14 protein-coding genes and 1 riboswitch are annotated in these 10,772 nt (G+C 41.1%); of the genes, 1 reads left to right on the top strand and 13 read right to left on the bottom strand.

Annotated features, from left to right (window positions below; genetic code table 11):
• Window positions 1-148: 148 nt before the first annotated feature.
• From cmk to AB5Z52_RS03970, 4 genes are all read right to left on the bottom strand, one after another.
• Window positions 149-820 carry a (d)CMP kinase gene (cmk, locus tag AB5Z52_RS03985; RefSeq protein WP_003126814.1) on the bottom strand — a complete coding sequence of 224 codons (672 nt, stop codon included), beginning with the start codon at window positions 818-820 and terminating at the stop codon, window positions 149-151.
• Between the two features lie 74 nt (window positions 821-894).
• A complete protein-coding gene (locus AB5Z52_RS03980; RefSeq protein WP_003126813.1) occupies window positions 895-1,530 on the bottom strand; it encodes an SAG1386/EF1546 family surface-associated protein in 636 nt (211 codons plus the stop codon).
• 72 nt (window positions 1,531-1,602) lie between these two features.
• Window positions 1,603-2,979, bottom strand: a complete 1,377-nt coding sequence (locus tag AB5Z52_RS03975; RefSeq protein WP_288551466.1) for an ATP-dependent DNA helicase RecQ — start codon at window positions 2,977-2,979, stop codon at window positions 1,603-1,605.
• Window positions 2,973-3,956 (bottom strand): helix-turn-helix domain-containing protein, encoded by a 984-nt coding sequence (locus tag AB5Z52_RS03970; RefSeq protein WP_003126811.1) that lies wholly within the window; start codon window positions 3,954-3,956, stop codon window positions 2,973-2,975. Before AB5Z52_RS03970 ends, AB5Z52_RS03975 begins: the two co-directional genes overlap by 7 nt.
• Before the next feature lie 35 nt (window positions 3,957-3,991).
• Here AB5Z52_RS03970 and AB5Z52_RS03965 point away from each other — a divergent pair, with 35 nt between their 5' ends.
• Window positions 3,992-4,207 carry a ferredoxin gene (locus tag AB5Z52_RS03965; protein WP_003126810.1) on the top strand — a complete coding sequence of 72 codons (216 nt, stop codon included), beginning with the start codon at window positions 3,992-3,994 and terminating at the stop codon, window positions 4,205-4,207.
• 41 nt (window positions 4,208-4,248) lie between these two features.
• On the opposite strand, the gene AB5Z52_RS03960 is transcribed toward AB5Z52_RS03965, so the two are convergent.
• The 9 genes from AB5Z52_RS03960 to AB5Z52_RS03920 all read right to left on the bottom strand — a co-directional run bounded on the left by AB5Z52_RS03960 (window position 4,249) and on the right by AB5Z52_RS03920 (window position 10,723).
• Window positions 4,249-4,842, bottom strand: coding sequence for an ECF transporter S component (locus AB5Z52_RS03960; RefSeq protein WP_003126809.1), 594 nt, complete (start codon window positions 4,840-4,842; stop codon window positions 4,249-4,251).
• Between the two features lie 154 nt (window positions 4,843-4,996).
• A riboswitch (FMN riboswitch) is annotated at window positions 4,997-5,121 on the bottom strand.
• Window positions 5,122-5,202: 81 nt separating this feature from the next.
• Window positions 5,203-5,919 (bottom strand): pseudouridine synthase, encoded by a 717-nt coding sequence (locus tag AB5Z52_RS03955; RefSeq protein ID WP_003126808.1) that lies wholly within the window; start codon window positions 5,917-5,919, stop codon window positions 5,203-5,205.
• The gene (scpB, locus tag AB5Z52_RS03950) at window positions 5,919-6,497 is read right to left on the bottom strand and encodes an SMC-Scp complex subunit ScpB (protein WP_288551464.1); all 579 of its coding nucleotides are present in this window, start codon (window positions 6,495-6,497) and stop codon (window positions 5,919-5,921) included. Before scpB ends, AB5Z52_RS03955 begins: the two co-directional genes overlap by 1 nt.
• The gene (locus AB5Z52_RS03945) at window positions 6,490-7,242 is read right to left on the bottom strand and encodes a segregation/condensation protein A (protein ID WP_003126805.1); all 753 of its coding nucleotides are present in this window, start codon (window positions 7,240-7,242) and stop codon (window positions 6,490-6,492) included. Before AB5Z52_RS03945 ends, scpB begins: the two co-directional genes overlap by 8 nt.
• A gap of 14 nt (window positions 7,243-7,256) precedes the next feature.
• Window positions 7,257-8,147 (bottom strand): site-specific tyrosine recombinase XerD, encoded by an 891-nt coding sequence (gene xerD / locus AB5Z52_RS03940; protein ID WP_003126804.1) that lies wholly within the window; start codon window positions 8,145-8,147, stop codon window positions 7,257-7,259.
• Window positions 8,148-8,236: 89 nt separating this feature from the next.
• Window positions 8,237-8,707, bottom strand: a complete 471-nt coding sequence (locus AB5Z52_RS03935) for a Fur family transcriptional regulator (protein ID WP_003126803.1) — start codon at window positions 8,705-8,707, stop codon at window positions 8,237-8,239.
• Window positions 8,708-8,816: 109 nt separating this feature from the next.
• The gene (locus AB5Z52_RS03930; protein ID WP_081131788.1) at window positions 8,817-9,680 is read right to left on the bottom strand and encodes a S1 RNA-binding domain-containing protein; all 864 of its coding nucleotides are present in this window, start codon (window positions 9,678-9,680) and stop codon (window positions 8,817-8,819) included.
• Between the two features lie 25 nt (window positions 9,681-9,705).
• Window positions 9,706-10,023, bottom strand: a complete 318-nt coding sequence (locus tag AB5Z52_RS03925) for an AzlD domain-containing protein (RefSeq protein WP_147735539.1) — start codon at window positions 10,021-10,023, stop codon at window positions 9,706-9,708.
• A complete protein-coding gene (locus AB5Z52_RS03920) occupies window positions 10,016-10,723 on the bottom strand; it encodes an AzlC family ABC transporter permease (protein ID WP_288551463.1) in 708 nt (235 codons plus the stop codon). The genes AB5Z52_RS03925 and AB5Z52_RS03920 overlap by 8 nt, the downstream gene beginning before the upstream one ends.
• Window positions 10,724-10,772: the final 49 nt, after the last annotated feature.

Below are 10,772 nucleotides of genomic sequence, written 5' to 3'. Positions count from 1 at the left end.
CTGTTTCATACAAAAAAAATAGCCCCTCCGACCTAAAAAACCCCAGAGTTCGAACAATATTTCTACGCGAAAATTCCGATATTTAATGAAATTTCTCATGAGAATCGTTCGGTTCTGTTTTTTTAGGTCGACTAGCGCCAGTGGTTGATTATTCCATTTTTTGATCAACGATTTGCTGAATCGCTGCAACGACTTCTGTAATGGACATTCCTGTTGTATCAATGCGAACTGCATCATCGGCTTGTTTCAAGGGAGAGATTTCTCGATGAGAATCTAAATAATCCCTTTGCTCGATTTCTTTTTTTAATGTGTCAAAGGAGGTGGTGATTCCTTTTTGCTGGTTCTCTTTGTATCTTCTTTCTGCTCGTTCTTCTACACTCGCCACGAGAAAAACCTTTACTTCCGCTTGAGGTAAGACTGCGGTGCCAATGTCGCGGCCGTCCATTACAACACCGCCATTTTCAGCAATTTTTTGTTGCTGTTGGACCAGTTTTTCCCGGACTTTTTGATAAGCAGAAACTTTGGAAACAGCGTTGGTTACCTCGGGCTGGCGAATCTCTTCTGTCACTTTTGTTCCATCTACAAAAACATCTTGTCCTGTCTCAGTTGGCGCAAAAGTGATTGGATAAGTATCGATCAATGCCACAAGCCCGCTTTCATCTTCTAATGAGCACCCTGTTTTAAGAGCTAAATAAGTGATACTACGGTACATTGCCCCTGTATCCGTATAAACATATCCATAATGCTGAGCTAAAATTTTTGCCACTGTACTTTTGCCCGATGAAGCTGGACCATCGATGGCAATATTGATTTTTTTCATTTGTTACTCCTTCTCAACAACTACCGATCAACGGCCTTTTAACTTTCAAGAAAAAAAACCGCCAAAGCGGTTTTTTATTTAATTCGTAATGTATCGCCTGGGTAAAGCATGAAATTACTTGGATCGATCCCGTTTAATTGATACAAAGTCTCGACAGAAATACCTGTACGTGCTGCTACTTGTTCTGGACCTTCACCAGCTTGAACAGTCGTATATTGCTCTGTTCCTTGGTTGGTTTCTCCCTGATTCGCTGCACCTTGATTCGTCGTTCCTTGGTCTGCATTTCCCTGATTGTTCTGGGTGTTGTTTCCTTCTGCTTCACTGTTCGCTGGCTCTTCAGACTCACTGCTTTCAGATGAGGAAGAAGATGATGATGACGATGACGAACTACTGCTGGAAGTAGATGATTCACTGACTTTTGTCGATGACTCAACAGTCGATGATTCTGTGCTGGCAACTGTACTGCTACTTGTTGATGAGGCAACAGTTGCTGTATCATTTGAGCGGTTTAAGACCCAAATCCCCGCGCCAACAGGAATTGCAACGATCAAGAAAAGTAAAACTAAGACGATCGTCAAAAAGAGTGAATTCCCGCGTTTTTGTTTCCGCTGTTGTGATCGTGAGGCAGAATCTTCATATTCTGTATCATAAATTGGTTGTTCCCACGGCTCTTGATTTTCTGAATTATAGTTTTTGTCTTTCTTGCTCACTCGTATTACCTCCTAATATCCTTCCGATGTATTATAACATAGCTTGAATCGAACTGTCTTTTAAAAAACGATTCAATTTGTTTCTTTAAAAATTTTTAGTAAACGTTCCTGCCACGAGTTCTTTCTTTGCGGCTTGAATTCCTTTTGGTCAAGCCGAATTACAATACCATCGATATCACAACACTGGTCAAGCGGTTGTTTTTCTTCGTCAAAATGAGCCAATAAAAAACACCGTCGACAACTAGTACAGTGAATGTATTCGAGCATCGTTTTTAGCTGCTGCTTTTTTTCCCACTCATTTTGCTTTAAAATAGCAAACCATTTGTTGGCACCATGCTCATTGATTTTTGCTTGCCATTTTTCCTGCAATGGGGAAAGCATCAAAGATTGCGGCGTCATTTCCAGCTGTTCTCTTTCTGCACTTAGTTCCTTTTGAAAGAAATAATGGATGGTTTCGTCTCCAGGACGATAGAGTAAGATCGCATAGCTTTGCTTGCCATCTCGACCTGCTCGGCCAATTTCTTGACTATAGTTTTCTAACGAATCCGGCAGATCATAATGGATCACAAAGCGAATATCTTGTTTATTGATCCCCATTCCAAAAGCATTTGTGGCGATCAATAACTGCAGCTCGTTCCGACTAAACTGCTGCTGAAGGACTTTACGCTGATCACTGGCTAATCCACCGTGATAATACCCCACAGAATACTTGCCGCGTAATTTTTGATAAAGTTCTTCCACCTTGTTTCTAGTGGCACAATAAATAATTCCCGCACCTGACAATTGCTGCAAGTAATGCATTAAAAGCGTGTCTTTTTCTTCGCCGCTTTTATCAACGATCAGTCCAATATTTTTGCGATCCATTCCATAGCGAAAAACTTGATGCGTTTTTCCTAAAAGGTTTTGTTGAATATCTCGTGCCACCTGTTCGGTTGCCGTGGCAGTCAAAGCCAGAGTCGTTGGTGCTTTTAATTGTTGTTTGACCGCAGCTAGCTGAAGGTATTCTGGTCGAAAATCGATCCCCCACTGAGAAACACAGTGTGCCTCATCTACGACCAGCAATGCGATTCTACTATTTGCCAATGCTTGGAGAATCGTCTTTTGAACAAGCATCTCGGGACTAATAAATAAAAATTTATACTGCTGTAGATGGCTAAGAACAAATTTTCGTTCAGCGAATGATAAGAGACTGTTAAAAGCGATCGCTCGTCTCTCACCATTTTTTTGCAAACTATACACTTGATCTTCCATCAAAGAAAGCAATGGTGATACGATTACTACCAACCCTTCCAGCAAATAACCCGGCAGTTGATAGCATAAGCTTTTGCCGTTACCAGTGGGCATGATTGCTAATGTATCCTGATGATTCAGAACCGATTGGATCACTTCTTTTTGACCTGTCCGAAAATGGGAATGACCAAAATAGTGTTTGAGCGCCTGTTCTAACATAGGATCCCTCGCTTTTGTGCAATTTGATTGATTCGGATGCTTAAAAAATCCAGCGGCACTTCTTTTTGAAGAATGTGATAAGGTAATTTCCATGACAATGGAGGGAACTGCTGCTTTGTGGCAAAATAGTGATAAGGAAACTGATCATCGATGATCGCCCATTCAATCAAGTGATCGTTGACTGTTCCTCGCTTGATCTGTCTAAGTGCCATGATTTCCTCAATCGACTTCCCGCTGAGAAATAAGCGACGGGTCTTCAGCATGCTTTGGTTGAGGTTTTCTTGATAAAACGGGTTTAACCCTGCTGCTAAAAGAGGAGATTGCTTCTTTGCCACTGATAAAAAGCAGTGGATCGCTGCCGCTGGAAAAAACTGATTCCAAGGCATTTTTTGGTAGTTATCTGGTAACAGCTGAAAAAAAGTCTGACCAATTTGCTCAGGTCCTGTCAACGTCCCTGCCAAAAAGTCGGCAAATTCTCCCGGAATCTGCTCGAAGACTGTCCAAAGCTCAGTAAACAACGCCTGCTTCAATTTTGGGTGCTGCCGAATCAGCTGCCGAACCGGTTCTGTGAACATAGGAGTGTTCTCCACAGGAATATATCGATTACTGATTTCTTGAAAAGCAGCCGCTTGAACAAGCAGCTGTACCAAGCGCCACATCTGTTCCCCCCGGCGACCGAATTGAAAATAATTTAAATGACGGCAGAGTGTCTCTACTTCAGTAAGCGTTGCAGGTGCAACTGTCTGGAGAAACCCTTTTTCATCTGCTACAAGTTGTTTGGCAGCAATCAGCGCCGTGATTCTTTTATTAAATTCATCCTCTTCAAGATTCGGCATTGCTTGAAAGTAACCTAAGCGATCATAAAAAAAAGCATAACTCAATACTGAACTCGTTCGTTTGCCGTAAAGTATTTGATAAATGGTTGACGGACGCAACTTGTCAGAATGATGAAACAACGCTAAAATAAAAGCATCCATATGTCTATACTTACCTCCAGAAAGGAAACAATTCCATGTCTCAACGCTGCAAAATCATTCCTGAGCGCTGTATCGCTTGTGGATTATGTGCGGTCTGTGCCCCTGATATTTTTGATTATGATGAAGATGGTATCGTCTTATTTGCTCAAGAACCAGCCGCTCGGCAACAGTTTATCATAGAAGATCAGCAAGAAAAAGTCTTAGCTGCATATAAAAAGTGTCCTACTCGGGCGATACTGTTAGAAAAATAAAAAGATCGCGTTTGCTCAAAAGCAACATACGATCTTTTTTATTATTTTCCAACTGGTGAATGTTGCGGTTGTTTACGAGCCAACCAAGGCAACAACTTCGCATGAAGGATCAAGAAGACCCCACTGACGATAACTCCTTTGATCAAGTTAAAAGGAATAATACCGATGCTGACATAACGCGCTAATGACATGCCAAGGAATTGATCTGCTGTAACACCAAAGAAGCGCAGGTACAATGGTGTGATGACATATAGATTGGCAATACTCATAAAAGCAGTTAATGCGAGGATTCCTGTGACCACTCCCACGAATTTATTTTTCGCATGGATCCCTTTACGGAAAAAGTAGTACATTGGCAAAGTGAAGACACAGGATGCCAAGAAACTTGCCGTGTCTCCCACGAGATCTGCTGGTGAAAAACCAGATAGAAACAAGTGTAAGAGAGAACGTAGAAACGCGGTTGCCACGCCAGCAAAAGGACCGAATAAAAACATGACGATCATTACTGGAATATCGCTAAAATCGATTTTCAAAAAGCTAAACGCCGGGATGATGGGAAACGCAATAAACTGTAAGACTGTTCCCATTGCTGCACACATTGCTATTGTTACCATTTTTCTTGTTTTGTTGTTCATTAATACAAATCCTCCTAAGTTCAGGATTCCTCTTCAAACGAACCTATTAAATTTCCTTGATTCCTTACTTGTCGGCGCCAGACAAAGTAAAAAATGCCCTCTTTTCCACAGGGAAAAAGAGGGCATTTGAAAAACCATAGGCAAATCAAATACGCTCTATCTTCTTTATCCAGACTTTACTGTCGGTATCGGAATTTCACCGATTCAGCTACTTCAAAAGAAGTAGGTCGTGGACTATCACCACCGGTCGGGAATTGCACCCTGCCCCTGAAGACGAACCTTTTATTTATAATACATGTTTCATTATACACAAAAATTCTCGATTGACAAATTTTTTAAGCATCTTTTGCTGTGTGCTGGTTATTTCACTTGTTTTTTTAATTCATTGACTTCTTTTTTCGTCAACTCCCGATACTCTCCAGGGCGCAACCCAGCTAATGTCAACGAACCATACATTTCCCGTTTCAATTTTTGGACCGGTAAACCAACTGCTTTAAGCATATTTTTCACTTGATGATTACGGCCTTCATGAATCGTCAATTGGACGATACTTGTTTGAGTAGCAGCGTCTGTCGACAAAATCTCAAAGCGAGCAGGTGCGGTTTTCTTGCCTTCGATCCGAATTCCTCTAGACAAGGGCAATAGTTGTTTTTTATCAGCGATTCCTTTCACTTTTGCCACATAGACTTTATCCACTTCATGTTTTGGATGCATCAGTTTTTGTGAAAGATCGCCGTCATTGGTCAGCAATAATAAACCTGAAGTATCATAATCCAATCGTCCGATTGGGTAGAGACGTTCTGGAACTTCAGTAAAAAAGTCTAAAACAACTTTCCTTTTTTTATCGTCAGTTACTGCTGAGATTACGCCACGTGGTTTATAGAGCATATAGTAGACGGGCGATTCTTGTTCAATTGGGACACCGTCAACTTCCACGCGATCTTTGGCACTCACCTGTACTCCTAGTTCCTTAACAATTTGACCATTGACACTGACACGACCTGCCACAATCAACTCTTCTGCTTTTCTGCGAGAAGTGATTCCAGCATGTGCGATTACTTTTTGCAAACGTTCCATTATGAGTCTCCTTCTTGTTTGTAACGATCATAAAAAAGATCCACTGGTCCATCTTCTTCGAGTTCGTCTTCCATTGCTTGAATATCAGGTAATTCGGCTAATGATTTTAGGCCAAAGTAATCCATGAAGTATTCAGTGGTTCCATATAAAATTGCTCGACCTGGTCCATCAACACGGCCTTTTTCCTCGATCAATCGTTTTGCGACTAATTTCTGTACGGAGCCGCTGGACTGGACCCCACGAATCTCTTCTACTTCGATTCGTGTGATCGGTTGCTTGTAGGCAATGATCGACAATGTCTCTAACGCAGCTTGCGAAAGAGAGTTGCCCATTGGCGATTCTGCGTATTTCTTTAATAACGGTGCGACTTCTTTCTTTGTGGACAAAACAAAATGATTCCCAACTTCTAAAATATGCAAAGCTGAATCTTCATTTTCTTCATAACGCTGATTCAATTCTTGCAAGTACTGATAGACAGCCACAGTTTTGCTATTGACTAAGTAGCTTAATTCTTCTAATCCGATCCCTTCATCTCCTACGACAAAGAGAATCGCTTCTATTTCACTATATTTACTCATCTGTTTTACCTGCTGGGTAAAGCAAGATCGATTCATAGTTTCCTTCTTGCTCTACTCGAATATATCCTTTTTTCATTAATTCTAATAATGCCATGAAAGTGGTAACGACTTCTGTTTTGCTGTAATTGGTGAAAAAAGAATCAAAACGTCGTCCCTTTTTGGCATTTCGTTGCTGCATTTCCAATTGGATCGTCGCCATTTTTTCATCAATGGTACTTTCATCTGGTGTGATCTTTGTCTCCAGTACTTTCCGACTCTTTTTCTTTTCAAGCATTTTATGAAAAGCCAAAAATAAATCGATCGTGTTGAACCGGTTGGCTGCCAATTCATCACTTTTTTCTTTATAGGCATCGACATCCATCGGATCTTTCGTAAAGTATAAACTTCGTTCTTCCGCTTTTTCGGATAATTGTTCGGCTGCGTATTTGTATTTACGGTATTCCAATAGCTGAGCAACCAGCATATCCCTTGGATCTTCTTCATAAGGATCGTTTTCTTCAATCAAGATCTCTTGTTTTGGCAGCAGCATCTGGCTTTTGATTGCCATCAGTGTAGCAGCCATCACCAAGTATTCTCCGGCAACTTCTAACTCTAAACTTTTCATTGCATGAATATATTGCATATATTGTTCGGTGATCGCTGCAATTGGAATATCATAGACATCGATCTCCAATTTTTGGATCAGATGCAGCAACAGATCCAACGGTCCCTCAAAGACATCTAGTTTGATATTGATTTCTTCCATGTCTTCCTCTATTTCTAGGCACGAGGAAAGTGCTGCTTATACACTTCCGTCATCCTTTTTTTCGTAATATGAGTATAGATCTGTGTCGTGGATATATCTGCATGCCCTAATAATTCTTGAACGGTACGCAAATCGGCACCATTTTCCAATAAATGGGTGGCAAAACTATGCCTTAGCGTATGTGGCGTCACATTTTTTGTAATGCCTGCCTTGCGCACGAGGGCCTTTAAGTTTTTCCAGATTCCTTGACGAGAAAGTTGTTTTCCATGATTATTGACAAAAAGATGACTCTCTTCTGGATGTTTCCGAGTCAAAAAAGGGCGTGCTTCTTCCAAGTAAGTTTCGATCCACTGAATCGCCAGATCTCCTAAAGGAACGATTCGTTCCTTGTCACCTTTCCCTGTCGTCTGCAACAGACCCATGCTTAAATGAAGGTCTTTCAGTTGCAACCCGATCAGTTCACTGACCCGAAGGCCGGTAGCATACATCACTTCTAAAATCGCACGATCGCGGATTCCCAACACTTCTTTGGTATCCGGTGTCTCGATCAAGCGCTCAACCTCAGAAAGGCTCAATGTATCAGGCAGTTTCTGTTGTTTTTTTGGGGAATCGATGTGCTGCATAGGATCATGATCCGTAAAGCGTTCTTGACGGAGAAATTGATGAAACCTTCTCAAGCTTGATACCATTCGAATAATGGTCGCCGAGGATTTCCCTGATTGCTGCAATTGCTGCAAAAAAGAGAGGATCAAGACACGATCCACCGCCTGCCAATCTTTGATGTGCTGTTCCGTCAAAAATGTAAGGTACTGCTCTAGGTCGCGCTCATAACTTTTACGGGTATTTTGGGATAGCCCCCGCTCAATCGTCAGATAATGCAAATAATCGATGATCTGTTCTTTCATACACGTCCCCCCTACTTTCAACCTCTTTATCATAACAAATTAAAGCTTGATATGATAGTAGTTCAACCACAAAAAAAGCTGAGGAGCAATTACGCTTCACTCAACTTCGCTGCATTTTTTGTCTGACACTTCTGACACACTCCATGAAAAGTCAATCGGTGGTCTTTTACTAGAAAATGGTATTTTTTCTCTACGATGTCTTCGACACCTGTCAGCAGATCTTCTTCTACTTCTTCGATACTGCCACACTCTAAACAAAGCAGATGGTGATGGAAATGCTTTGCTCCTTCTTTGCGCAGATCGTAACGAGAAACGCCGTCATTGAAACTCACCTTGTCCACGATTTTTAGATCAGTTAAGATTTCTAATGTACGATACACTGTGGCTAGTCCGATTTCTGGACTTTTTTTGCGCACAAAAAAGAAAATTTCTTCTGCAGATAAATGATCTTTCTCATTCTCCAAAAGAACCAACAAGGTAGCTTCTCGTTGTGGAGTCAATTTAAATCCTGATTCATGAAGTTGTTTTTTTGTCTTCTTTAAAGCAGCAGTTGTATTCATACAGGCCTCCATACATCGCTAATTTATAACGATTCTAATCTAAGAGACGTCAACTCTTAGATAATATTGTAATCATTATAAATTAGAATGAGAAAAGATACAAGCATTCTCAATTGGATTTTTCGACTTTGATGGTGAAGCCGTCTTTTTGTTCCACTAAACGCTGTTTCATCAAGGTACCGATCGCCCGCTTGAATTGGCCTTTACTGATACCGAATGTCTGCAGAATCTCTTCTGGTGTCGATTTATCAGTAAAAGGAATACGATGATCTGCAGCTCGATCCAAGAATGTCATGATCATAGCGGCATCATTTGAAATTGCTTCATAAGCACGAGGCTTCAATGATAAATTCAGAACACCATCCGGGCGAACACCAATTACTCGTCCTGAGACAACTTCTCCTAAACGTGGTTCTTGGTATCTTTCGGAAGGATGGATAAAGCCAATGTAGAAATCATCTGTGAGTAAGTAAGTTCCCGCAAGTTTCAAGCGATAGACTGTCCCTGTAATGTCAGCATTCTTCAACGTCTCTGAACCACGTTTACTCAATGCTTTAAAAATCTTTTCATCCGCTAAAGAAGCCCAGATTCGATCCTTTTCATCCACTGTCAAGCTGACCATCAAGCGATCGCCTTTCTTTGGCCAAAGTTCCCGCATTGTTGGTAATTCATCTAATGATACCACCATATCTTTATCTTTGAGACCAATATCGACAAAGACGCCTAGATCTCGACGACTGTCCGTGACAGTTCCGAAAGCATAATGTCCTTGGCGGCTTTTAGGAATCTCCGTAGTGATTACGAGTTCTTGTTTTTGATTCTGATAACCAAAACCCTCCACAGCTTCTCCAAGATGGTGCTCTCCTTCTGCTTTTGATAAGCGAAAAGTCAGACCATTTTTTTGTACAAAGTAATTTTGATCATTCTCATCAATGATCAATCCGCTAAAAACGGATGCCAATAAGTCTTTCATTTTTTCTCTCCTTAGAAATGATTTACTAGAAAAAGAATCGAATCGCCGCCATCGTGATGACGCCTGTAACAACGATCTTCATCAAATCTTTTGTATAATAACCGACCACTAGCGCTGGTAAACAAGCAACGGTTTCTTTGACTTTAAGTAATGGAAATTGTCCTTCACGAAAAACCAACAGATTTTGAACAAGCAGCGCTCCAAGAATACAAAGGGGCAAGTAGCTTAGAAAGATCGTGAATCTTTCAGGAAAAACTAATTTCTTCGAAAATAAAAAGGGCAGCACCCGAGGTATCCAAGTAACGACACCACAAGCTATCATCAGTATAACAAAATCAATCATGATGTGTCACCGTCCCTATCAAACATCCAATCAAAGTGGCAGCAATCACGGCTACTTCAGCTGTTGAAATTCGCATAAAAAGGACCAATGAAATTACCACAGCGGCTAGCACCAGCACCGTCTGCTTGGTCTTCTTTTTTAAAGGCACCTCTACTTGAAAAAGGAATAAGCCAACAAACATAGCCACTAGTGCAAAGTCCAGTCCTAATGCTTCAGAATCAGGAATATATGACCCTAACAACGCTCCTAAGAAAGTGGCAAAGATCCAACTTAAATAGGCCATGACATTCAATCCGTGAGTCCATCGGGTAGTGATTGGTTTGTTTTGTTGCAAAGCTGTCGTTAAAACTCCATAGGATTCGTCTGTCAGCAATGTGCCGATGCCAATTCCTGACACTAATGAAGCAGAACGGAAATAAGGTGCTACCGATAAACTCATCAAAAAGTGGCGTAAGTTTACTAAGAAAACTGTCGCAACGATCGAAGTAAACGGTGCTTGAATAGCCAAAAGGGCACAGATGATAAACTGGGCACTTCCAGCATAGACAATGATCGACATCAAGAGGACTTCAATGACCGTCAAGCCGATTCCTTTCCCCACGACTCCCATTGCAAAACCAATGCCTAGATAACCCAGAATCGTTGGAATACAGGCAATAACTCCATCACTGAACTGTTCATATCTTTCAATTTTCTGCAACAAAAAAACCTCCGTTTCCGATTGATTATCATCCATCATATCGAAAAGC

It is taken from the genome of Enterococcus sp. RTP21361st1_A6_RTP21361_211029 (assembly GCF_040910045.1).
In the GTDB taxonomy this organism is placed as follows: Bacteria; Bacillota; Bacilli; order Lactobacillales; family Enterococcaceae; genus Enterococcus_D; species Enterococcus_D gallinarum.
The sequence above is the reverse complement of the archived record's forward strand: the minus strand, read 5'-3'. Positions and strand labels throughout refer to the sequence as shown.

Excerpts from the sequence above, each read along its gene's own strand:
- AB5Z52_RS03965 (WP_003126810.1), top strand. The coding sequence starts at position 3,992 with ATGTCTCAACGCTGCAAAATCATTCCTGAGCGCTGTATCGCTTGTGGA.
- AB5Z52_RS03930 (WP_081131788.1), bottom strand. The coding sequence starts at position 9,680 with ATGAAAGACTTATTGGCATCCGTTTTTAGCGGATTGATCATTGATGAG.
- AB5Z52_RS03960 (WP_003126809.1), bottom strand. The coding sequence starts at position 4,842 with ATGAACAACAAAACAAGAAAAATGGTAACAATAGCAATGTGTGCAGCA.
- AB5Z52_RS03945 (WP_003126805.1), bottom strand. The coding sequence starts at position 7,242 with ATGGAAGAAATCAATATCAAACTAGATGTCTTTGAGGGACCGTTGGAT.
- AB5Z52_RS03925 (WP_147735539.1), bottom strand. The coding sequence starts at position 10,023 with ATGATTGATTTTGTTATACTGATGATAGCTTGTGGTGTCGTTACTTGG.
- AB5Z52_RS03935 (WP_003126803.1), bottom strand. The coding sequence starts at position 8,707 with ATGAATACAACTGCTGCTTTAAAGAAGACAAAAAAACAACTTCATGAA.
- AB5Z52_RS03975 (WP_288551466.1), bottom strand. The coding sequence starts at position 2,979 with ATGTTAGAACAGGCGCTCAAACACTATTTTGGTCATTCCCATTTTCGG.
- scpB (WP_288551464.1), bottom strand. The coding sequence starts at position 6,497 with ATGAGTAAATATAGTGAAATAGAAGCGATTCTCTTTGTCGTAGGAGAT.
- xerD (WP_003126804.1), bottom strand. The coding sequence starts at position 8,147 with ATGAAAGAACAGATCATCGATTATTTGCATTATCTGACGATTGAGCGG.
- AB5Z52_RS03955 (WP_003126808.1), bottom strand. The coding sequence starts at position 5,919 with ATGGAACGTTTGCAAAAAGTAATCGCACATGCTGGAATCACTTCTCGC.
- AB5Z52_RS03970 (WP_003126811.1), bottom strand. The coding sequence starts at position 3,956 with ATGGATGCTTTTATTTTAGCGTTGTTTCATCATTCTGACAAGTTGCGT.
- cmk (WP_003126814.1), bottom strand. The coding sequence starts at position 820 with ATGAAAAAAATCAATATTGCCATCGATGGTCCAGCTTCATCGGGCAAA.